Here is a 20,165-nt window from a genome sequence, read left to right as displayed (position 1 = left end):
CTCTCTCCTAAGATCGGAATAATACTAGAGCCGCCGTTACAAAAGCAAGGATAAGAAGCATAACCGTGTCTACAAAGCCCCAGCGAAGCTGACGATATTTCGTTCGTCCTTCTCCGCCTCGATAACCTCTTGCCTCCATCGCTGTAGCTAGCTCTTCTGCTCGCTTAAATGAGCCAATGAATAATGGAATTAATAAAGGAATAATTGCCTTCACGCGGTCCTTAATCGGTCCTCCGGAAAATTCAACGCCTCTTGCCGTCTGCGCCTTCATAATTTTATCCGTTTCCTCCATTAGCGTTGGAATGAAACGTAAGGAAATCGACATCATTAATGCTAACTCATGGACGGGGAATTTTATTTTTTTCAACGGATCTAACAACACTTCAATTCCATCGGTAATCTCAATTGGCGTCGTCGTTAACGTTAATAAGGACGTCATCAAGATAAGCAGGAAGAATCGCACGGAAATAAATATCCCTTGCTTCAAGCCTCCTTCATAAATCGAAATGCTCCCCCATTGAAATAGCACGTCTCCTTCTTTTGTGAAAAAGAGATGGAGCACGAGCGTAAACAACACGAGCCACAGAACGATTCTGAGACCGCCCAAAATGAAGCGAATCGGCACCTTTGAGGAAAGCACCATTAGGAACGTATAGACCGCTAATAGCCCGTAGGTGATCGCGTTATTCGCAATAAAAACCACACAAACAAATAGGAACACGAGCAATATTTTTGACCTTGGATCCATTCGATGCAACGGTGACTCAGCAGGTATATAGCGACCAAAAATCATTTTTTCCATCATTTTGGCTCACCCCTTTTAAAAAGCTGATCAATTTCATCCGTCAGCTCGTCCAATGTAATACATGTTTTTGCGAGTTTTGTCTTGAAGGCTGCTTCAAGCTTTTGTTGGAATCGAACGACCTCTGGCACATCCAAACCAAGCTCAATTAAGCCATCTGGCGAATGAAAAATCTCGCGAGGGGTGCCTTTTTTATAAACCTGCCCTTGATGCATAATAACAATTTGGTCCGCATACTGAGATGCATCCTCCATACTATGCGTCACAAGCACAGTCGATAAGTTTCTTTCCTTATGGAGCTGATAAAACATATCCATAATTTCTTTACGGCCACGTGGGTCAAGCCCTGCAGTCGGCTCATCTAGGACGATAACGTCAGGCTCCATTGCAAGTACCCCCGCAATCGCTACACGTCTCATTTGTCCACCAGATAGGTCAAATGGGGACTTCTGTAGAATCTCTTCAGAAAGACCGACTTGTTTAATCGCTTTTCGTGCACGAACCTTAGCATCTGCTTCAGATACCCCAAAATTCATTGGACCGAAGCAGATATCTTTTTCCACTGTTTCTTCAAACAACTGGTGCTCAGGAAACTGAAAAACAATCCCGACACGTTTGCGGATTTCCTTCAAATTCTTCTGCTTCTTCGCATTCGTGACCTCACGATCGCCGATGACAACCTTCCCCTCGGTTGGTCGTAAAATCGCGTTGAGATGTTGTAAAATCGTTGATTTCCCTGAACCTGTATGGCCAATAATCGCCAAATACGTTCCAGACGGAATATCAATTGAGACATTTTGAATAGCAAGACGTTCAAATGGTGAATTGGCTTGGTAACGATATTCTACTTGTTGGAGTGAGATGTCCATAATTGTGTCACCAACTCTTCCTCAGATAAATAATGCTTATTTAAAGGAATGCCTTTCGCTTTTAACATTTTGCTCATTTTCACAGGGAATGGAATGTCCAACCCTAGCTTCACCAATTCTTCGTCCATTTGAAAAATCTCTTCAGGGGTACCTTCACGGTAAAGCTCCCCACCGTTCATTACGATGATTCGATCCGCCTTGGCAGCTTCCTCTAAATCATGGGTAATGGAAATAACCGTCATTTGATGATCATTTTTCAACTGTCTAATTGTATCTAATACCTCTTCTCGTCCACGTGGGTCGAGCATGGATGTTGCTTCATCTAAGACGATGATTTTGGGACGTAGTGCGATTACACCTGCGATCGCGACTCTTTGCTTTTGTCCACCTGATAAATGGTGCGGCTCTTGATCAAGAAATTGCTCCATTTTAACACTCTTCAAAGAGCTCTGCACACGCTCCACCATATCTTCACGGGGAATCCCGTTATTTTCTAAACCAAAAGCCACATCATCCTGTACCGTCGTTCCAACAAATTGATTGTCAGGGTTTTGAAAAACCATTCCAATTAATTTCCTGATATCCCATACCGTCTCTTCTGTTAAATCGATACCACCTATTTGGATACGACCTTCTTCAGGAAATTGGAGCCCGTTTAATAGCTTGGCTAGTGTCGATTTCCCTGAGCCATTATGGCCCACAATCGCTAACCATTCGTCATCATATATTTGAAAGGATACATCCTTAAGAGCATACTGTTCCTGCCCGTCATATTTAAAGGATACATTCTCTATCGTCACAACCGGATTTTTCATTATGTCGTCCTCCTCTCAGCTCTGCTTCACTAATCTATTCTAATCTCTTAACGAAATCTACTATACCATTTTTTTAATGGTGATCGATACTAGCCGTTTTCAAAAAGTTGTTTTAGTTCATTCATGAAGACATAATTTAATCGATTTTCTCCATTAGTGTCCGTATGGGGTGTTCATAAAGACATCATTTACATGAATCCACCCAATTCTGTCCACATGCACCGGTCATAAAGACAACTTTTGTAAGAATCCAGTCGATACTGTCCGCATGAACCGCTCATAAAGACATCTTTTGTTAGAATCTAATCAGTTCCGTCCTTATGAAAACAAATTGCGAGAACCAAATTCAATTACCCCATATAAAAAAGAAAACTCGCCATTTGGCGAGCCTGTTTTAATCGAAGACATTATAAAATTAAAAACAAAAATGATAGCAATATTCTTTTAAAGCAAATGTCTCCCATTTGGCTCAAAATTTGAAATAAAGCCTGCACCTCTTTTATCGTCATAAAAGAGGTGCATGAGCTAGACGAGACACGCGCACGCAAGACTCATAAAAATCGGTCCAGCGCGTTATAATAATAATCCAATGCATGCTCATCATAACACTCAGTGTTGGCTTAAATCCTTAAAAAGGCGGTGATAGTAAACAAGGACATGAACACGTTCTGTTCAAACTGTCCCATGCCCTTGTTGTTAGAAAATGATATTATACTAACTCGATGATTACCATTGGAGCTCCGTCTCCACGACGTGGTCCAAGTTTCATGATACGAGTGTATCCGCCTTGACGCTCTTGATAGCGAGTAGCGATATCAGAGAATAATTTTTGTACAGCATCTTGGTTTGTTTCAGCATTTGCAACCTCGTTACGGATGTATGCAGCAGCTTGACGACGTGCATGAAGATCTCCACGCTTACCAAGTGTAATCATTTTTTCTACAACTGAACGAAGTTCTTTCGCACGAGCTTCAGTTGTTTCAATACGCTCATTGATGATTAAGTCTGTAGTTAAATCACGTAACATTGCTTTACGCTGAGCACTAGTGCGTCCTAACTTTCTGTATCCCATGAAAGTTTCCCTCCTTTGTTGAAGTCATCAGTTCTTGGGTTTGTCCTACACACGGGCAACTAATCAGTCATCCTTACGTAAGCCTAGTCCAAGCTCCTCTAATTTATGTTTTACTTCTTCAAGAGATTTACGTCCTAAATTACGTACCTTCATCATATCTTCTTCAGTCTTATTAGCTAATTCCTGAACAGTGTTGATACCAGCACGCTTTAAGCAGTTATATGAACGAACAGATAAATCTAGTTCCTCAATTGTCATCTCAAGAACTTTTTCTTTTTGATCTTCTTCTTTTTCGACCATGATTTCAGCATTTTGTGCTTCATCAGTTAAACCAACGAAGATGTTTAAATGCTCAGTGAAAATCTTTGCACCTAGAGCAATCGCATCCTGTGGACCTGTACTTCCGTCAGTCCAAACATCGAGGGTTAATTTGTCATAGTTTGTCATTTGACCAACACGTGTGTTTTCAACTTGGAAAGAAACACGTGAAACAGGAGTATAGATAGAATCGATTGGAATAACACCGATCGGTTGATCTTCTCTCTTGTTTTGATCAGCAGGCGTATAACCTCGACCACGTCTTGCCGTTAATCGCATACGCAAGTTACCATTCTTACCAAGGGTCGCAATGTGAAGATCTGGATTCAGAATCTCAACATCACTATCATGAGTAATATCGGCTGCTGTTACAACACCTTCACCTTGCACGTCAATCTCAAGAGTCTTCTCCTCATCAGAGTAGATCTTAAGGGCAAGCTTCTTAATATTAAGAATGACAGATGTAACATCTTCAACGACGCCTTCAATTGTTTGAAACTCATGAAGTACCCCGTCAGCTTGAATCGATGTGACAGCGGCACCTGGGAGTGACGATAATAGGATACGACGTAAGGAGTTACCCAAAGTAGTACCATATCCACGCTCAAGTGGTTCTACGACGAACTTCCCATACTTTGCATCATCGCTGATCTCAACCGTTTCGATTTTTGGTTTTTCTATTTCGATCATCAAATATACCCTCCTTCAAAACGTCGAAATCTCAGTTAAAACCTTAACTGAAATTCCCCCTGTATACGTTCCCGATTGTGCACAACAACTGGATTAATGATTCTGTATTTATTCAGAAAAAAATTAGTATCGCAGATTTTTCACCAAAGTGAAAATATCTTACCTTTTCCCATTATAGACAGGGATTTAAATTCTATACAGAAAAATTACACACGACGACGTTTAGGCGGACGGCAACCATTATGAGGTACTGGAGTTACGTCTCTGATAGCTGTAACTTCAAGACCTGCAGCTTGAAGAGCACGAATAGCTGCTTCACGACCTGCACCAGGACCTTTTACAGTTACCTCAAGAGTTTTCATTCCATGTTCCATAGATGTTTTTGCTGCAGTTTCAGCTGCCATTTGCGCTGCGAAAGGCGTAGATTTACGAGAACCCTTGAATCCTAACGCACCAGCACTTGACCATGAAATTGCATTTCCATGAACGTCAGTGATTGTTACGATTGTGTTATTGAATGTAGAACGAATGTGTGCAACACCTTGTTCAATATTCTTTTTAACACGACGTTTACGTGTATTTGTTTTACGAGCCATTTAAAGTAACCTCCTTTACCGATTATTTCTTCTTGTTAGCTACAGTTTTACGTGGGCCTTTACGAGTACGAGCGTTGTTCTTAGTGTTTTGACCGCGAACAGGTAAACCACGACGATGACGAAGACCACGGAAGCTTCCGATCTCCATTAAGCGTTTGATGTTTAAAGAAATTTCACGACGAAGGTCACCTTCAACCTTTAACTTGTCGATAATTTCACGGATTTTGTTTAATTCATCCTCAGTTAAATCGCGAACACGAGTGTTTTCAGAAACACCAGCATCAGCTAAAACCTTTTGTGCTGTACTTTTACCAATACCATAGATGTATGTTAGAGAAATCACTACACGTTTTTCACGTGGGACGTCTACACCAGCAATACGTGCCATTATATGCGCACCTCCTTAATATTAACCTTGTTTTTGTTTATGCTTAGGGTTTTCACATATAACCATAACTTTACCGCGTCTGCGGATAACTTTACACTTTTCGCAGATCGGCTTAACAGATGGTCTAACTTTCATTATCCTAACCTCCTTGATAGTACGGAGTGCAATAGACTATTTAAAGCGATAAGTAATTCTTCCGCGTGTTAAGTCATATGGAGATAGCTCAACAGTTACTTTGTCTCCAGGTAAAATGCGGATGAAGTGCATACGGATTTTACCAGAAACATGAGCCAAAACAGTATGACCATTTTCTAATTCTACCTTAAACATTGCATTTGGCAAAGTTTCAAGTACTGTACCTTCAATTTCAATTACATCATCTTTCGCCATCGAACTTGACTCCCTTCTAAATTAAGATTTTACACGAAGTGAAAATCTCACTTATTCATTGATTCAAACTTATTTAATGCATATCGGAGTTTTCCGTTAGTTACGCGACCGGTTTCTAATAAACTTCTTTGAACTTCTGGAGATACAAAATCAATAAGCTTAAGATGTAGTAGATTCTTCTTCTTCGGTTGATCAAATTTCTTTTTATCACCGTCAGCCAGAAAAACAAACCGATTGTCTAACAACCCTACTATTATAGCATACTGACCTGCGTCTCGTCCGTGAGAAATTAAGACTATTTGCCCTAATTCTGGACGTGAATCGTAACCAACCATAAAATCACCTGATTCTAGACTATTGTCAGAATTTCATAGCCTGTTTCAGTGATAGCGATTGTATGCTCAAAGTGAGCACACTTTTTCCCATCGGTTGTAACAACAGTCCAATCATCTGCTAAAGTTTTAACATAACGACTTCCTGCATTCACCATCGGTTCAATACAAAGTACCATTCCCGGTTTTAAACGCGGACCTTTGTTCGGAGGACCATAATGAGGAATTTCAGGATCCTCATGTAAGTCTTGCCCGATTCCGTGCCCAGCATACTCACGTACAATCGAAAAACCATTCGATTCTACAAAGTTCTGAATCGCATGGGAGATGTTCGATAAACGTTCACCTGGACTAGCTTCCTTAAGACCAATATACAAAGACTGTTCTGTGACATCTAATAGACGTGCAGATTCGTCGTCAATATTACCAACAGGGTAAGTCCATGCTGAATCACCATGATAACCTTTATATTCGGCACCAATATCGATGCTGATAATATCGCCTTCTTGCAACACGCGATTCCCCGGAATACCATGAACGAGTTCTTCGTTCACTGAAGCACAAATGCTGCCAGAAAATCCATTATACCCTTTAAAAGAAGGATATGCATCATGGGAACGAATAAATTTTTCAGCAATCGCGTCTAATTCTTTCGTTGTAATCCCTGGAGCAACATGTTTCTTTAATTCCTGGTGAGTCAGTGCTACAATCCGACCAGCTTCACGCATGATTTCAATCTCCCGTGGGGTTTTACAAATAATCATGCATTTAGGCCCCCGAGAAGACTCTCTATATCAACAAACACTTTGTTAATATCCTGCTGACCATCAATATTTCTCAAGTACCCTTTTGTTTCATAGAAATCAAGCAATGGTTTTGCCTGTTCGATGTTTACATGTAAACGATTCTTAACAGTTTCTTCATTATCATCTGCACGTTGGTATAATTCACCGCCACAACGATTACATACACCTTCTTGTGCAGGAGGATTGAAGACTAGATGATAGGTTGCGCCACAATCTTTACAAATGCGACGACCAGTCAAACGATCCATTAAGATATCTTGGTCCACATCGATATTTAAGACATAATCAATTTTTTTGCCTAATTCGGTAAGAATGTTTTCAAGAGCTTCTGCTTGGGGAACAGTTCTTGGAAATCCATCAAGTAAAAATCCAGTTTGACAATCATCCTTGCTGAGGCGTTCTCGAACGATTCCGATTGTCACTTCGTCTGGAACAAGTGCACCTTGGTCCATGAAGGATTTTGCTTTCAAACCAAGTTCTGTACCTTCTTTCATAGCTGCGCGAAACATGTCACCTGTAGAAATATGAGGAATGCCGTAATTTTCGACGATTTTCTCGGCTTGTGTACCTTTACCGGCACCTGGAAGACCCATTAGTACTAAATTCACGTGAATTCCTCCTTAAGGCTAAAACGGTATGGGAACCTAGCGTCCCCACAACCGAATTATTTAATGAAACCTTTATAGTGACGTTTAACAAGCTGAGATTCAAGCTGCTTCATCGTCTCAAGTGCTACACCAATTACGATGAGCAAACTTGTACCGCCGATTTGTGCAGATTGTGGTAAACCGGCAAATTTTACGAAGAACACCGGTAAAATGGCAATTGCTGCTAAGAAAATCGAACCAACTAATGTTAAACGATATAAGACACGAGTTAAGTATTCCTGTGTATTCTTCCCTGGACGAATACCTGGAACATAACCACCCTGTTTTTTCAGGTTTTCAGCAACCTGTTCAGGGTTGACTTGAATGAAGGCATAGAAATATGCGAATGCAATAATTAATGCACTATATATAACCATACCGATTGGTTGTGTGTAATCAAACACTCTTTGAATCCATAATGTAACATCATTTTGATCAAAGAATTGAACAATTGTTGTTGGTGTTACAATAAAGGAAATGGCAAAGATAACAGGAATAACACCAGCAGCATTTACTTTTAACGGTAAATGGGATGTCTGACCAGAAGGCATACGCCCTGCTACCATACGCTTTGCATATTGAATTGGGATTTTACGTAACGCTTGGTTAACGAAAATAACTCCCACAACAATTGCAACCACGGCTACTAAAAGAAGTAACATTGTGATAATACGGATGAATAGCTGGTCTCCAGCATCTTCAAATTGTTGAGCATAAATTTGGTTTAATGTTGAAGGAATTCCTGCAACGATACCAGCAAAGATAATAATCGAGATTCCGTTTCCTACACCTTTAGATGTAATCTGCTCCCCTAACCACATCAAAAACGCTGTACCAGCTGTTAATACAGTAGCAATTAGCAAATAAGATGCGATACCTGGGTTATGAATTAACATTCCGCCAGCAAGGTTATTGAATCCATAAGACATACCTAATGCCTGAATAAAACCAAGTACGATTGTAAAATAGCGAGTAAACTGCGCTAGCTTACGACGACCCACTTCTCCTTGCTTAGACCATTCCGTGAACTTCGGAACAACATCCATTTGTAACAATTGGATGATAATCGATGCCGTGATATACGGCATGATGCCCATTGCTAAAATGGAGAAGTTTAAGAGTGCGCCTCCACCAAATGTATTTAGAACCCCAAATACACTTAGTTCGTCTTGTGCTTTTAATACATCAGCATCTACTCCTGGAACAGGAATAAACGTACCAATACGGAATACAATCAACATTAAAAGGGTGAATATGATTTTTCGTCTTATATCACCCACGCGCATAAAATTGGAGATTGTCTGAAACATTAAATCACCTCGATGTTACCGCCGGCAGCTTCAATAGCTTCCTTCGCAGCAGAGGAGAATTTATGAGCTTTCACTGTAAGCTTTTTCTCTAACTTCCCTTTAGCAAGAATCTTGATTCCTGCTAACTCTTTGCTTACGACACCTGTTTCAACAAGAAGTTCTGGAGTAACTTCTGTTCCGTCTTCAAAGCGATTCAACGTATCAAGGTTAACGATAGCGAATTCTTTACGGTTGATGTTTGTAAAGCCGCGCTTCGGTAAACGTCTGAATAAAGGTGTTTGACCACCCTCGAAGCCTGGACGTACGCCACCGCCTGAACGAGCATTTTGACCTTTATGACCTTTACCAGCAGTTTTACCGTTACCAGAACCAATACCGCGTCCTTTGCGCTTGCGCTCGTGACGAGATCCTTCTGCAGGTTTTAATTCATGAAGTTTCATGTTGGCACCTCCTTATTTGAAGAAGAATTGAATTATATTTCTTTAACCGTTACTAAGTGAGCAACTTTGTTGATCATTCCACGGATAGCAGGATTATCATTTTTCTCAACTGTTTGATGCATTTTGCGTAAGCCTAATGCTTTAACAGTATCCTTTTGATCCTGTGGGCGACCAATTACACTGCGAGTGAGGGTAATTTCTAATTTGTTAGCCATTTGCTTTCCCCCCTTATCCTAACAGTTCTTCTACTGACTTACCACGTAATTTTGCTACGTCTTCAGCACGTTTTAATTGTGATAATCCGTCCATCGTTGCACGAACCATGTTGATTGGTGTATTTGTTCCTAAAGACTTAGAAAGGATATCACCAACACCAGCTAATTCAAGAACCGCACGAACTGGGCCTCCAGCGATAACTCCTGTACCTTCAGAAGCTGGCTTAAGAAGAATTTCACCAGCACCAAAGTGTCCGATAACTTGGTGAGGAAGAGTTGTTCCTACCATCGGTACTTCGATTAAGTTTTTCTTCGCATCTTCAATCGCTTTGCGAATTGCATCTGGTACTTCTTGTGCTTTACCAGTACCAAAACCAACATGACCGTTCTTATCTCCTACTACTACAAGAGCAGTAAAACGGAAACGACGTCCACCTTTTACAACTTTAGCTACACGATTAACGGTAACTACGCGTTCTTCAAGTTCAAGTTTGTTTGGATCAATACGACGCATCTTTTGTGTCCCTCCTTTGTCTCTTAAAATTCTAATCCATTTTCACGAGCTGCATCAGCTAGTGCTTTAACACGGCCATGGTATAAGTATCCTCCACGGTCAAACACAACAGCTTTTACACCTTTTTCTACTGCGCGCTTTGCAACTAATTCTCCGACCTTAACTGCTGCATCAACGTTTCCAGTAGATTCAAGACTAACTTCTTTATCTAAAGTAGAAGCACTTACTAGAGTTACTCCATTTACATCGTCAATGAGTTGCGCATAAATGTGCTTGCTTGAGCGGAACACATTTAAACGAGGACGAGCTGCAGTACCTGCAAGTTTAGAACGCACACGTGCGTGTCTTTTCTTACGGGTTGCATTTTTATCAGCCTTCGTAATCATTTAGGTCACTCCTTTCGTTTACCTACGCGGCATTACTTACCTGTTTTACCTTCTTTACGACGAACAAATTCGCCTTCGTAACGGATCCCTTTACCTTTGTAAGGCTCTGGAGGACGTACATCACGAATGTTAGCAGCTAAAGCACCTACGCGCTCTTTGCTGATACCTTTAACAATAACCTTTGTATTAGAAGGAACTTCGATTTCAAGACCTTCTTCAGGATCGATCTCAACAGGATGAGAGTAACCAACGTTTAAAACAAGCTTTTTGCCTTGTTTTTGAGCACGGTAACCGACACCGATAAGCTCTAAGTTTCTTTCAAAACCTTTAGATACACCTTCAACCATGTTAGCTAGAAGCGCACGAGTTGTACCGTGAATAGTACGGTGTTCTTTAGATTCTGAAGGACGAACTACGTTAATTACGTTCTCTTCCACTTTAATTTCCAATTCAGGATTGAATGAACGAGTCAATTCACCCTTAGGACCTTTTACAGTTGCAACGTTTCCGTTAAGAGTAACGGTAACACCTGCTGGAATTTCAATTGGTTTTTTACCTACACGAGACATTTATTGCACCTCCATTCTTTAAGAAACTCTATTACCAAACGTATGCTAATACTTCTCCGCCAACTTGTTTAGCGCGAGCTTCTTTGTCTGTAAGAACGCCTTGAGAAGTAGATACTAATGCGATACCAAGTCCGTTAAGTACGCGTGGTACTTCGTTAGTTTTTGCATAAACACGAAGACCAGGCTTACTGATACGTTTTAAACCTGTGATAACACGTTCGTTGTTTGCACCGTATTTTAAGAAAATACGAATGATACCTTGCTTGTTATCCTCGATATATTCAACATCACGAATGAAACCTTCACGCTTTAAAATTTCAGCGATCTCTTTCTTAATATTAGAAGCAGGAACCTCTAATTTTTCGTGACGAACCATATTCGCATTACGGATGCGAGTTAGCAAATCTGCAATTGGATCTGTCATGACCATTGTTTTTTACCTCCTTCCCAGAAATGGGGTTTACCAGCTAGCTTTTTTCACACCAGGAATTTGTCCTTTGTATGCTAATTCACGGAAACAAATACGGCAGAGCTTAAATTTACGGTATACAGAATGTGGACGGCCACAACGTTCGCAGCGTGTATATTCTTGTACCTTATATTTTTGCGCGCGTTTTTGCTTCGCAATCATTGACTTTTTAGCCACGTTTTCGCCTCCCTTATTTTAGCGATTACTACTTTTGGAATGGCATTCCAAATTGAGTTAAAAGTTCACGTGCTTCTTCATCAGTATTAGCTGTAGTTACGATAACGATATCCATACCACGAACCTTACTTACCTTATCATAATCAATTTCAGGGAAGATTAACTGCTCTTTTACACCAAGAGTGTAGTTTCCACGACCATCGAAAGATTTTTTAGAAATCCCACGGAAGTCACGTACACGTGGTAAAGATACAGAAACTAATTTATCGAAGAATTCGTACATACGCTCACCGCGAAGGGTAACTTTAGCACCGATAGGCATACCTTCACGAAGACGGAAACCAGCGATTGATTTTTTAGCGCGAGTTACAACTGGCTTTTGACCAGTAATTGTAGCTAGCTCCTCAACAGCGTTATCTAATGCTTTTGAGTTTTGTACGGCATCACCAACACCCATGTTGATAACGATTTTTTCAATTTTAGGTACCTGCATAACTGACTTATAGTTAAACTTGCTCATTAAAGCAGGAGTAATTTCTTTTTGATACTTGTCTTTTAGGCGGTTCATTCATAGTACCTCCCTTCTTTTTTGAACTATTTATCTAGAACTTCACCGGATTTTTTTGCAACACGTACTTTCTTGCCATCTTCCACTTTATAGCCTACGCGAGTTGGCTCACCAGACTTAGGATCGATTGGCATTACGTTTGATACATGAATAGGTGCCTCTTGGCTGATGATTCCACCTTGTGGATTCAATTGATTTGGCTTAGAGTGCTTTTTAACGATGTTAATTCCTTCAACTAAGACGCGGCTTTGTTTAGGGAACGCAGCTAAAACTACACCTGTTTTGCCCTTATCCTTACCAGAGATGACCATTACTTTATCACCTTTTTTTACATGCATCTGTTCGCACCTCCTTAAAGGCAATTTGATTTGAAATTATAATACTTCTGGAGCTAAAGATACAATTTTCATAAAGTTGTTGTCACGAAGTTCACGAGCAACTGGTCCGAAAATACGAGTTCCACGTGGGCTCTTATCGTCACGGATAATTACACATGCGTTTTCATCGAAACGAATGTATGAACCATCAGCACGACGTGCTCCGCTCTTTGTACGAACAATAACAGCCTTTACTACGTCGCCTTTTTTAACAACGCCTCCTGGTGTTGCTTGTTTTACTGTACAAACGATAACATCACCAATATTAGCAGTCTTACGGCCTGAGCCTCCAAGAACTTTTATTGTTAGTACTTCACGAGCACCTGAGTTATCAGCAACTTTTAAACGAGTTTCTTGTTGAATCATGTGTGTTACCTCCCTTCGGGATGAAAACTAATTCCGATCATTAAATAATTACAGCTTTTTCTACTACTTCAACTAAACGGAAGCGTTTTGTTGCGGATAGTGGGCGAGTTTCCATGATGCGGACGATATCGCCAACTTTTGCTTGGTTCTGCTCATCATGAGCTTTGTACTTTTTAGAGTACTTAACGCGTTTACCGTATAACGGATGCTTTTTGTATGTTTCTACAAGAACAGTAACCGTCTTATCCATCTTGTCTGAAACAACACGTCCAGTGTAAACTTTGCGTTGGTTGCGTTCACTCATTGTGCGAACCTCCTCTCAAAGATTATCGATTATTAACGCCGATCTCTCTTTCACGAATAACAGTCTTCATGCGAGCAATCGCTTTGCGTACTTCACGGATGCGAGCTGTGTTTTCAAGTTGTCCAGTCGCCAATTGAAAGCGAAGGTTGAAAAGCTCCTCTTTTAGTGATTTAACTTTTTGTTCAATTTCAGCAGTGGTAAGGTCACGAATTTCATTAGCTTTCATTTGATTCACCACCAATTTCTTCACGTTTTACAAACTTACATTTAACTGGAAGTTTGTGTGCTGCAAGACGTAATGCTTCACGTGCGATTTCTTCAGAAACACCTGCGATTTCAAACATTACTTTCCCAGGTTTAACAACTGCAACCCATCCTTCTGGAGCACCTTTACCGGAACCCATGCGGACTTCTAGAGGCTTAGCTGTGTAAGGCTTATGCGGGAAAATTTTAATCCAAACTTTACCGCCACGTTTCATATAACGAGTCATCGCAATACGTGCAGCTTCAATTTGACGGTTTGTAATCCAAGATGCTTCAGTTGCTTGTAAACCGAATTCACCGAAAGTTACTTCTGTACCGCCCTTCGCTTGACCGCGCATTTTTCCACGGTGTTGACGACGATATTTAACGCGTTTAGGCACTAACATATTATTTGCCTCCTTCCTCAGTTTTCTTCTTAGTTGGAAGGACTTCTCCCTTATAGATCCATACTTTTACGCCAAGTTTACCGTAAGTTGTATCTGCTTCAGCAGTAGCATAATCGATATCAGCGCGAAGTGTATGAAGAGGAACAGTTCCTTCGCTGTAAGACTCAGAACGAGCGATGTCTGCACCGCCAAGACGACCAGATACCATTGTTTTGATACCTTTTGCACCAGCGCGCATAGCACGTTGAATAACTTGTTTTTGAGCACGACGGAAAGATACGCGGTTTTCTAATTGACGAGCAATGTTCTCCGCAACCAATTTCGCATCGATATCAGCTTTTTTGATTTCAAGAATGTTGATGTGAACACGTTTGCCAGTTAGTGAGTTAAGAGCTTTACGAAGCGCTTCAACCTCAGTACCACCTTTACCAATAACCATTCCTGGTTTTGCAGTATGGATAGTGATGTTTACACGGTTAGCAGCACGCTCGATTTCTACTTTAGAAACAGAAGCATCGCTTAAACGCTTAGTGATATACTCACGAACCTTTAGGTCTTCGTGTAAAAGATCAGCGTAGTCTTTACCTGCGTACCACTTGGACTCCCAATCACGGATGACACCGATACGCAAACCGACTGGATTTACTTTTTGACCCACTATTATCCCTCCTTCTTCTCTGTTAATACGATTGTGATGTGGCTAGTACGTTTGTTAATTGCACTTGCACGACCCATTGCACGTGGACGGAAACGTTTCAAAGTTGGTCCCTCGTCAACGAAGACTTGAGAAACTACAAGGTTATTAACGTCCATTTCATAATTGTGCTCGGCATTTGCCATAGCAGAATTTAATAATTTTTCAACGATTGGAGAAGCAGCTTTTGGCGTATGTTTTAAAATCGCTACCGCTTCACCGACTTGCTTTCCTCGAATTAGATCTACAACTAAACGAGCTTTACGAGGAGCAATACGGACTGTTCTTACAACAGCTTTTGCTTGCATCAGAATGCCTCCTCTCATTAACGTCTTGTTTTCTTGTCATCACTTGCATGACCTTTGTAAGTACGAGTTGGAGCGAATTCTCCAAGCTTGTGACCGACCATGTCTTCAGTGACGTATACAGGTACATGTTTACGACCATCATAAACAGCGATTGTGTGTCCGATGAATTGTGGGAAGATCGTAGAACGGCGTGACCAAGTCTTTACCACTTGCTTGCCTTCTGTTTCATTAAGCTTTTCGATCTTTTTCATTAAATGTTCATCAACAAAAGGTCCTTTTTTTAAGCTGCGACCCATGATTGAACCTCCCTTCGCGATTGCCCTACGGCTCCATAGTTGAACCGTAGCCCAATCCCGTTATTTTTTACGACGACGTACGATAAATTTATCTGATTTGTTGTTCTTCTTACGAGTTTTCGCACCAAGAGTTGGTTTACCCCATGGTGACATTGGTGATTTACGTCCGATTGGAGCGCGTCCTTCACCACCACCGTGTGGGTGATCGTTAGGGTTCATTACAGATCCACGTACAGTTGGGCGCTTACCTAACCAACGAGAACGACCTGCTTTACCAATGTTAATAAGTTCGTGTTGTTCGTTACCAACTTGACCTACAGTAGCGCGGCAAGTAGCAAGAATCATACGTACTTCACCAGAGTTTAAACGAACTAATACGTATTTGCCTTCTTTACCAAGAACCTGTGCAGAAGTACCTGCAGAACGTACTAATTGTCCACCTTTACCAGGCTTTAACTCGATGTTGTGAATTACTGTACCAACAGGAATGTTAGCTAATGGTAGAGAGTTCCCTACTTTGATATCTGCTTCTGGTCCAGACATTACTTCCATACCAACTTCTAAATTCTTAGGAGCTAGGATGTAACGCTTTTCTCCATCAACATAATTAATTAATGCAATATTTGCGGAACGGTTTGGATCGTACTCGATTGTAGCAACGCGGCCTGGAATGCCATCTTTGTTACGTTTGAAATCGATGATACGATATTGACGCTTATGACCGCCACCTTGATGACGAACTGTTAACTTACCTTGGTTGTTACGGCCACCCTTGCTTTTTAAAGGAGCAAGTAATGATTTTTCTGGCTTGTCAGTAGTGATTTCTGCGAAATCAGAAACTGTCATACCGCGACGACCATTAGAGGTAGGTTTGTACTTTTTAATCGCCATTTATTTTCCCTCCTCTTCTTGTTTTAATGAATTAAACCTCAAAGAATTCGATTTCTTTGCTGTCTGCTGTTAATTTAACGATGGCTTTACGACGCTTGTTAGTGTAACCGCCGAATTTACCCATACGCTTGAATTTACCTTTATAGTTCAGAACGTTTACTTTCTCAACTTGAACGCCGAAGATTTCTTCTACAGCATCTTTAACTTGAGTTTTGTTCGCTCTAACGTCAACTTCAAATGTGTATTTTTTCTCAGACATTAAGTCAGTTGAACGTTCAGTGATAACGGGGCGCTTAATGATTTCGCGTGCATCCATTATGCAAGCACCTCCTCTACTTTTTCAACCGCTGCTTTTGTCATGATTAACTTGTCATGACCTAAAACATCCAATACGTTGATTCCTTCAGCAGTTACTACAGTTACACCAGGGATGTTACGAGCAGATAATGCTACGTTCTCATCAAGGTTAGCAGTAACAATTAGTGCTTTAGATTCAACAGAAAGACCCTTTAGGAAACCTTTGAAGTCTTTTGTTTTTGGAGTTTCGAAAGCAAGGTTTTCAATTACTAAAATGCTTTCTTCTAATACTTTAGAAGATAATGCAGATTTAATCGCTAAGCGACGAACCTTTTTAGGTAATTTGTAGCTATAGCTACGAGGTACTGGTCCAAATACTGTACCACCTCCGCGCCATTGTGGAGAACGAATCGAACCTTGACGAGCACGACCTGTTCCTTTTTGACGCCATGGCTTACGACCACCACCAGCTACTTCAGAACGAATTTTTGTTTTATGAGTTCCTTGACGTAAAGAAGCTCTTTGAGCTACAACAGCTTCAAATAACACATGGTTATTAGGCTCAATCCCGAAGATGGAATCGTTAAGTTCAACTTCTCCAACTTGTGATCCAGCTTGGTTAAACAATGTTACTTTTGGCATTCTTGTTTCCTCCTTTCTGCCTTTGTTATTTACGCTTTAACCGCACTTTTAATTTTTAAAAGAGCTTTTCTAGCTCCTGGTACGTTTCCTTTAATTAATAGAAGGTTACGTTCAACGTCAACCTTTACAATTTCAAGGTTTTGTACAGTTACTTGCTCTCCACCCATACGTCCTGGTAATGCTTTACCTTTGAATACGCGGTTTGGAGCTACAGGACCCATTGAACCTGGGCGACGGTGATAACGAGAACCGTGTGCCATTGGTCCGCGAGATTGTCCATGACGCTTGATAGAGCCTTGGAAACCTTTACCCTTTGAGATTCCTGTTACATCTACGATATCGCCTTCAGCGAAAATATTAACTTTGACTTCCTGACCAACTTCTAACTCAGCTAAGCCTTCTCCACGGAATTCACGTACGAAGCGCTTAGGAGCAGTGTTTGCTTTAGCAACATGTCCCTTTTCAGGTTTGTTTGAAAGCTTTTCACGTTTGTCATCAAATCCTAATTGAACTGATACGTAACCGTCAGTTTCATCAGATTTCTTTTGAAGAACTACGTTTGGAGCTGCCTCAACAACTGTTACTGGGATAAGATCACCATTCTCAGCAAAAACTTGAGTCATACCGATTTTTCTTCCTAAGATTCCTTTGGTCATTATAGTCACACCTCCTGTGGATTATCTTGTTTTATTTCATTGAATAAGTTTCTTAGTTACATCTATACAGATAGAAATTAGAGTTTAATTTCGATATCTACACCAGATGGTAAGTCTAAACGCATTAATGAATCAACAGTTTGTGGTGTTGGGTTCACAATGTCGATTAAACGCTTGTGCGTACGCATCTCGAATTGCTCACGAGAGTCCTTGTACTTATGCACCGCACGTAGGATTGTGTAAACAGACTTTTCAGTTGGTAGAGGTATCGGACCTGATACAGCTGCACCTGAACGCTTTGCTGTTTCTACAATTTTCTCTGCAGATTGATCAAGAATTCTGTGATCATATGCTTTTAAACGGATACGAATCTTTTGTTTTGCCATTATTTTCCCTCCTTTTCGCCTATTTTAAAATAGACTTTCTCCGTGGAAATTTCCCACTCACTCGCCATGGCAAAGCGGCCGGGTGTGTCAGCAACCTTCCACATCATCGCAGTCAAAGACCAACATTGTCTATTATACAATGAATCATAAAGCAAATGCAATATATAATTTCATTTCTTTATCATCACACTTGTTTTATTATATAGGCTTGTATAGAGGTTTTCAAGTGCGCGGGAAATAGTCGAACTATTAAATTAGACGGTAAATAGAGGAATCTTTTTTGAGAGAGTTGTTTTGGTATTCTATCGGTTTAATTCACTTAGATAGTGCTTGTGAATTGAGCTAGTGACACTCGCGGTTCGCAAGCTTTTGTTTTCATGAAGACATAGTTTACTGGATTGTTGAGATAGTTATCTTTATGAACGCTTCATGCAGACATTCTTCATCGAAGCCTTGTAATAGTTGTCTTCATGAACACTCCATACGGACATTCTTAATCGAAACCTCGTAATAATTGTCTTCATGAACGATTAGAAACCACCACTTAAAAATTTCTAGCATTTTTTTAAAGTTATAGCACCTTAAAAATTCTACATCTCTTATAAGATTCTCATTTGTTATGTCTTTAATCGAGTTTCTTCTATAATATAAAGAAACTTCAGCTCACTATCTTGCAGATACTTTAGAACGCAAAAAAACAGATGGGTCGTCACCCATCTGTTTTTATAAATTAAGATTATTCTTGGATTGTAGCAACTACGCCAGCGCCTACAGTACGTCCACCCTCACGGATAGAGAACTTAGTACCTTCTTCGATAGCGATTGGAGCGATTAGTTCAACAGTCATTTCGATGTTATCTCCAGGCATAACCATTTCTACGCCTTCAGGAAGATTACAAATACCAGTTACGTCAGTTGTACGGAAGTAGAACTGAGGACGGTAGTTAGTGAAGAATGGAGTATGACGTCCACCTTCTTCTTTTGATAAAACGTAAACTTCAGCTTTGAACTTTGTGTGTGGTGTAATTGAACCTGGCTTAGCAAGTACTTGACCACGTTGGATATCTTCACGAGCAACCCCACGAAGAAGTGCACCGATGTTGTCTCCAGCTTCAGCATAGTCAAGAAGCTTACGGAACATTTCAACACCTGTTACAGTTGTTGATTTTGGCTCTTCAGCAAGACCGATGATTTCGATTACGTCACCAACTTTTACTTGTCCGCGCTCTACACGTCCAGTAGCAACAGTTCCACGTCCAGTGATTGAGAATACATCCTCAACTGGCATCATGAATGGCTTTTCAGTGTCACGAGTTGGAGTTGGAACATACTCATCAACAGCGTTCATTAATTCAACGATTTTTTCTTCCCAAGCTGCTTCTCCTTCAAGAGCCTTAAGAGCAGAACCCTTGATTACAGGAATATCATCACCAGGGAATTCATATTCTGATAATAGGTCACGAACTTCCATTTCTACTAATTCAAGAAGCTCTTCGTCGTCTACCATGTCACACTTGTTCATGAATACAACAAGGTAAGGTACACCAACCTGACGAGATAATAGGATGTGCTCACGAGTTTGTGGCATTGGACCATCAGCAGCAGATACTACTAAGATACCGCCGTCCATTTGAGCAGCACCAGTGATCATGTTCTTAACATAGTCAGCATGTCCTGGGCAGTCAACGTGTGCATAGTGACGATTAGCAGTTTCATACTCTACGTGAGAAGTGTTGATTGTGATTCCACGCTCTTTTTCTTCTGGCGCGTTATCGATTTGGTCATATCCGCGTGCTTCACCGCCACCTGCTTTAGCAAGTACAGTTGTGATAGCCGCTGTTAAAGTAGTTTTACCATGGTCAACGTGACCAATAGTTCCGATATTAACGTGTGGTTTTGAACGGTCAAATTTAGCTTTTCCCATT

At 40.7% G+C, this 20,165-nt stretch carries 35 protein-coding genes; all 35 read right to left on the bottom strand.

The genetic code is table 11. The features are described 5' to 3' along the window. Window positions 1-7: 7 nt before the first annotated feature. The 35 genes from FAR12_RS20405 to tuf all read right to left on the bottom strand — a co-directional run bounded on the left by FAR12_RS20405 (window position 8) and on the right by tuf (window position 20,164). Entirely contained in the window at window positions 8-805 is a 798-nt protein-coding gene (locus tag FAR12_RS20405) for an energy-coupling factor transporter transmembrane component T family protein (protein ID WP_126410616.1), read from the bottom strand. Next, a complete protein-coding gene (locus FAR12_RS20400; protein ID WP_126410615.1) occupies window positions 802-1,671 on the bottom strand; it encodes an energy-coupling factor ABC transporter ATP-binding protein in 870 nt (289 codons plus the stop codon). Before FAR12_RS20400 ends, FAR12_RS20405 begins: the two co-directional genes overlap by 4 nt. Then, window positions 1,647-2,486 carry an energy-coupling factor ABC transporter ATP-binding protein gene (locus tag FAR12_RS20395; protein WP_126410614.1) on the bottom strand — a complete coding sequence of 280 codons (840 nt, stop codon included), beginning with the start codon at window positions 2,484-2,486 and terminating at the stop codon, window positions 1,647-1,649. The genes FAR12_RS20400 and FAR12_RS20395 overlap by 25 nt, the downstream gene beginning before the upstream one ends. A 709-nt stretch (window positions 2,487-3,195) precedes the next feature. After that, window positions 3,196-3,558 (bottom strand): 50S ribosomal protein L17, encoded by a 363-nt coding sequence (gene rplQ / locus FAR12_RS20390; RefSeq protein ID WP_126410613.1) that lies wholly within the window; start codon window positions 3,556-3,558, stop codon window positions 3,196-3,198. A 63-nt stretch (window positions 3,559-3,621) separates the two neighbouring features. Next, window positions 3,622-4,566 carry a DNA-directed RNA polymerase subunit alpha gene (locus FAR12_RS20385; RefSeq protein ID WP_126410612.1) on the bottom strand — a complete coding sequence of 315 codons (945 nt, stop codon included), beginning with the start codon at window positions 4,564-4,566 and terminating at the stop codon, window positions 3,622-3,624. A gap of 206 nt (window positions 4,567-4,772) precedes the next feature. Then, window positions 4,773-5,162 (bottom strand): 30S ribosomal protein S11, encoded by a 390-nt coding sequence (gene rpsK, locus FAR12_RS20380; protein WP_126410611.1) that lies wholly within the window; start codon window positions 5,160-5,162, stop codon window positions 4,773-4,775. Between the two features lie 22 nt (window positions 5,163-5,184). Beyond that, window positions 5,185-5,550, bottom strand: a complete 366-nt coding sequence (gene rpsM, locus FAR12_RS20375; RefSeq protein WP_126410610.1) for a 30S ribosomal protein S13 — start codon at window positions 5,548-5,550, stop codon at window positions 5,185-5,187. A 21-nt stretch (window positions 5,551-5,571) separates the two neighbouring features. Continuing rightward, on the bottom strand, window positions 5,572-5,685 hold the full coding sequence (gene rpmJ, locus FAR12_RS20370) for a 50S ribosomal protein L36 (RefSeq protein WP_000868344.1): 114 nt from the start codon (window positions 5,683-5,685) through the stop codon (window positions 5,572-5,574). A gap of 36 nt (window positions 5,686-5,721) precedes the next feature. Beyond that, window positions 5,722-5,940 carry a translation initiation factor IF-1 gene (infA, locus tag FAR12_RS20365; protein WP_019157108.1) on the bottom strand — a complete coding sequence of 73 codons (219 nt, stop codon included), beginning with the start codon at window positions 5,938-5,940 and terminating at the stop codon, window positions 5,722-5,724. A gap of 47 nt (window positions 5,941-5,987) precedes the next feature. Further along, window positions 5,988-6,275: an RNA-binding protein gene (locus tag FAR12_RS20360; RefSeq protein ID WP_170972267.1), complete on the bottom strand. Its 288-nt coding sequence runs from the start codon at window positions 6,273-6,275 to the stop codon at window positions 5,988-5,990. A gap of 14 nt (window positions 6,276-6,289) precedes the next feature. Then, the gene (map, locus tag FAR12_RS20355; protein ID WP_126410609.1) at window positions 6,290-7,036 is read right to left on the bottom strand and encodes a type I methionyl aminopeptidase; all 747 of its coding nucleotides are present in this window, start codon (window positions 7,034-7,036) and stop codon (window positions 6,290-6,292) included. Then, a complete protein-coding gene (locus tag FAR12_RS20350) occupies window positions 7,033-7,686 on the bottom strand; it encodes an adenylate kinase (protein WP_126410608.1) in 654 nt (217 codons plus the stop codon). Before FAR12_RS20350 ends, map begins: the two co-directional genes overlap by 4 nt. A 56-nt stretch (window positions 7,687-7,742) precedes the next feature. Beyond that, entirely contained in the window at window positions 7,743-9,035 is a 1,293-nt protein-coding gene (secY, locus tag FAR12_RS20345; protein ID WP_126410607.1) for a preprotein translocase subunit SecY, read from the bottom strand. Next, a complete protein-coding gene (gene rplO / locus FAR12_RS20340; RefSeq protein ID WP_126410606.1) occupies window positions 9,035-9,475 on the bottom strand; it encodes a 50S ribosomal protein L15 in 441 nt (146 codons plus the stop codon). The genes secY and rplO overlap by 1 nt, the downstream gene beginning before the upstream one ends. Before the next feature lie 32 nt (window positions 9,476-9,507). Next, on the bottom strand, window positions 9,508-9,690 hold the full coding sequence (rpmD, locus tag FAR12_RS20335; protein WP_126410605.1) for a 50S ribosomal protein L30: 183 nt from the start codon (window positions 9,688-9,690) through the stop codon (window positions 9,508-9,510). A gap of 13 nt (window positions 9,691-9,703) precedes the next feature. Then, complete coding sequence (gene rpsE, locus FAR12_RS20330; protein WP_126410604.1) at window positions 9,704-10,204, bottom strand: 30S ribosomal protein S5; 501 nt, start codon at window positions 10,202-10,204, stop codon at window positions 9,704-9,706. Between the two features lie 23 nt (window positions 10,205-10,227). Further along, window positions 10,228-10,590 carry a 50S ribosomal protein L18 gene (gene rplR / locus FAR12_RS20325; protein WP_126410603.1) on the bottom strand — a complete coding sequence of 121 codons (363 nt, stop codon included), beginning with the start codon at window positions 10,588-10,590 and terminating at the stop codon, window positions 10,228-10,230. A 32-nt stretch (window positions 10,591-10,622) separates the two neighbouring features. Next, window positions 10,623-11,159, bottom strand: coding sequence for a 50S ribosomal protein L6 (gene rplF, locus FAR12_RS20320; protein WP_126410602.1), 537 nt, complete (start codon window positions 11,157-11,159; stop codon window positions 10,623-10,625). 31 nt (window positions 11,160-11,190) lie between these two features. Next, the gene (gene rpsH / locus FAR12_RS20315) at window positions 11,191-11,589 is read right to left on the bottom strand and encodes a 30S ribosomal protein S8 (protein ID WP_095313741.1); all 399 of its coding nucleotides are present in this window, start codon (window positions 11,587-11,589) and stop codon (window positions 11,191-11,193) included. Between the two features lie 30 nt (window positions 11,590-11,619). Then, entirely contained in the window at window positions 11,620-11,805 is a 186-nt protein-coding gene (locus tag FAR12_RS20310; protein ID WP_126410601.1) for a type Z 30S ribosomal protein S14, read from the bottom strand. A gap of 28 nt (window positions 11,806-11,833) precedes the next feature. Then, on the bottom strand, window positions 11,834-12,373 hold the full coding sequence (gene rplE, locus FAR12_RS20305; RefSeq protein ID WP_126410600.1) for a 50S ribosomal protein L5: 540 nt from the start codon (window positions 12,371-12,373) through the stop codon (window positions 11,834-11,836). A 26-nt stretch (window positions 12,374-12,399) separates the two neighbouring features. Then, window positions 12,400-12,711, bottom strand: coding sequence for a 50S ribosomal protein L24 (gene rplX, locus FAR12_RS20300; RefSeq protein ID WP_126410599.1), 312 nt, complete (start codon window positions 12,709-12,711; stop codon window positions 12,400-12,402). 36 nt (window positions 12,712-12,747) lie between these two features. After that, window positions 12,748-13,116, bottom strand: coding sequence for a 50S ribosomal protein L14 (rplN, locus tag FAR12_RS20295; RefSeq protein WP_126410598.1), 369 nt, complete (start codon window positions 13,114-13,116; stop codon window positions 12,748-12,750). Between the two features lie 40 nt (window positions 13,117-13,156). Continuing rightward, on the bottom strand, window positions 13,157-13,420 hold the full coding sequence (gene rpsQ, locus FAR12_RS20290) for a 30S ribosomal protein S17 (protein ID WP_066321295.1): 264 nt from the start codon (window positions 13,418-13,420) through the stop codon (window positions 13,157-13,159). Between the two features lie 22 nt (window positions 13,421-13,442). Then, window positions 13,443-13,646, bottom strand: a complete 204-nt coding sequence (rpmC, locus tag FAR12_RS20285) for a 50S ribosomal protein L29 (RefSeq protein WP_003351417.1) — start codon at window positions 13,644-13,646, stop codon at window positions 13,443-13,445. After that, window positions 13,636-14,070: a 50S ribosomal protein L16 gene (rplP, locus tag FAR12_RS20280; protein WP_077210482.1), complete on the bottom strand. Its 435-nt coding sequence runs from the start codon at window positions 14,068-14,070 to the stop codon at window positions 13,636-13,638. Before rplP ends, rpmC begins: the two co-directional genes overlap by 11 nt. A gap of 1 nt (window position 14,071) precedes the next feature. Next, on the bottom strand, window positions 14,072-14,728 hold the full coding sequence (gene rpsC, locus FAR12_RS20275; RefSeq protein ID WP_126410597.1) for a 30S ribosomal protein S3: 657 nt from the start codon (window positions 14,726-14,728) through the stop codon (window positions 14,072-14,074). A 2-nt stretch (window positions 14,729-14,730) separates the two neighbouring features. After that, the gene (gene rplV, locus FAR12_RS20270) at window positions 14,731-15,072 is read right to left on the bottom strand and encodes a 50S ribosomal protein L22 (RefSeq protein WP_126410596.1); all 342 of its coding nucleotides are present in this window, start codon (window positions 15,070-15,072) and stop codon (window positions 14,731-14,733) included. 17 nt (window positions 15,073-15,089) lie between these two features. Beyond that, window positions 15,090-15,368 (bottom strand): 30S ribosomal protein S19, encoded by a 279-nt coding sequence (rpsS, locus tag FAR12_RS20265; RefSeq protein ID WP_126410595.1) that lies wholly within the window; start codon window positions 15,366-15,368, stop codon window positions 15,090-15,092. Window positions 15,369-15,428: 60 nt separating this feature from the next. Then, entirely contained in the window at window positions 15,429-16,259 is an 831-nt protein-coding gene (gene rplB / locus FAR12_RS20260) for a 50S ribosomal protein L2 (RefSeq protein WP_126410594.1), read from the bottom strand. A gap of 31 nt (window positions 16,260-16,290) precedes the next feature. Continuing rightward, a complete protein-coding gene (gene rplW, locus FAR12_RS20255; RefSeq protein WP_126410593.1) occupies window positions 16,291-16,575 on the bottom strand; it encodes a 50S ribosomal protein L23 in 285 nt (94 codons plus the stop codon). Further along, the gene (rplD, locus tag FAR12_RS20250) at window positions 16,575-17,198 is read right to left on the bottom strand and encodes a 50S ribosomal protein L4 (protein WP_126410592.1); all 624 of its coding nucleotides are present in this window, start codon (window positions 17,196-17,198) and stop codon (window positions 16,575-16,577) included. Before rplD ends, rplW begins: the two co-directional genes overlap by 1 nt. Window positions 17,199-17,227: 29 nt before the next feature. Beyond that, window positions 17,228-17,854 (bottom strand): 50S ribosomal protein L3, encoded by a 627-nt coding sequence (gene rplC, locus FAR12_RS20245; RefSeq protein WP_126410591.1) that lies wholly within the window; start codon window positions 17,852-17,854, stop codon window positions 17,228-17,230. A gap of 77 nt (window positions 17,855-17,931) precedes the next feature. Beyond that, complete coding sequence (rpsJ, locus tag FAR12_RS20240; protein ID WP_003354783.1) at window positions 17,932-18,240, bottom strand: 30S ribosomal protein S10; 309 nt, start codon at window positions 18,238-18,240, stop codon at window positions 17,932-17,934. A gap of 736 nt (window positions 18,241-18,976) precedes the next feature. After that, on the bottom strand, window positions 18,977-20,164 hold the full coding sequence (gene tuf, locus FAR12_RS20235) for an elongation factor Tu (RefSeq protein ID WP_126410590.1): 1,188 nt from the start codon (window positions 20,162-20,164) through the stop codon (window positions 18,977-18,979). Between the last annotated feature and the right edge of the window lies 1 nt (window position 20,165).

This window comes from Bacillus yapensis, from assembly GCF_005280205.1.
Taxonomy (GTDB): Bacteria; Bacillota; Bacilli; order Bacillales; family Cytobacillaceae; genus Robertmurraya; species Robertmurraya yapensis.
The sequence above is the reverse complement of the archived record's forward strand: the minus strand, read 5'-3'. Positions and strand labels throughout refer to the sequence as shown.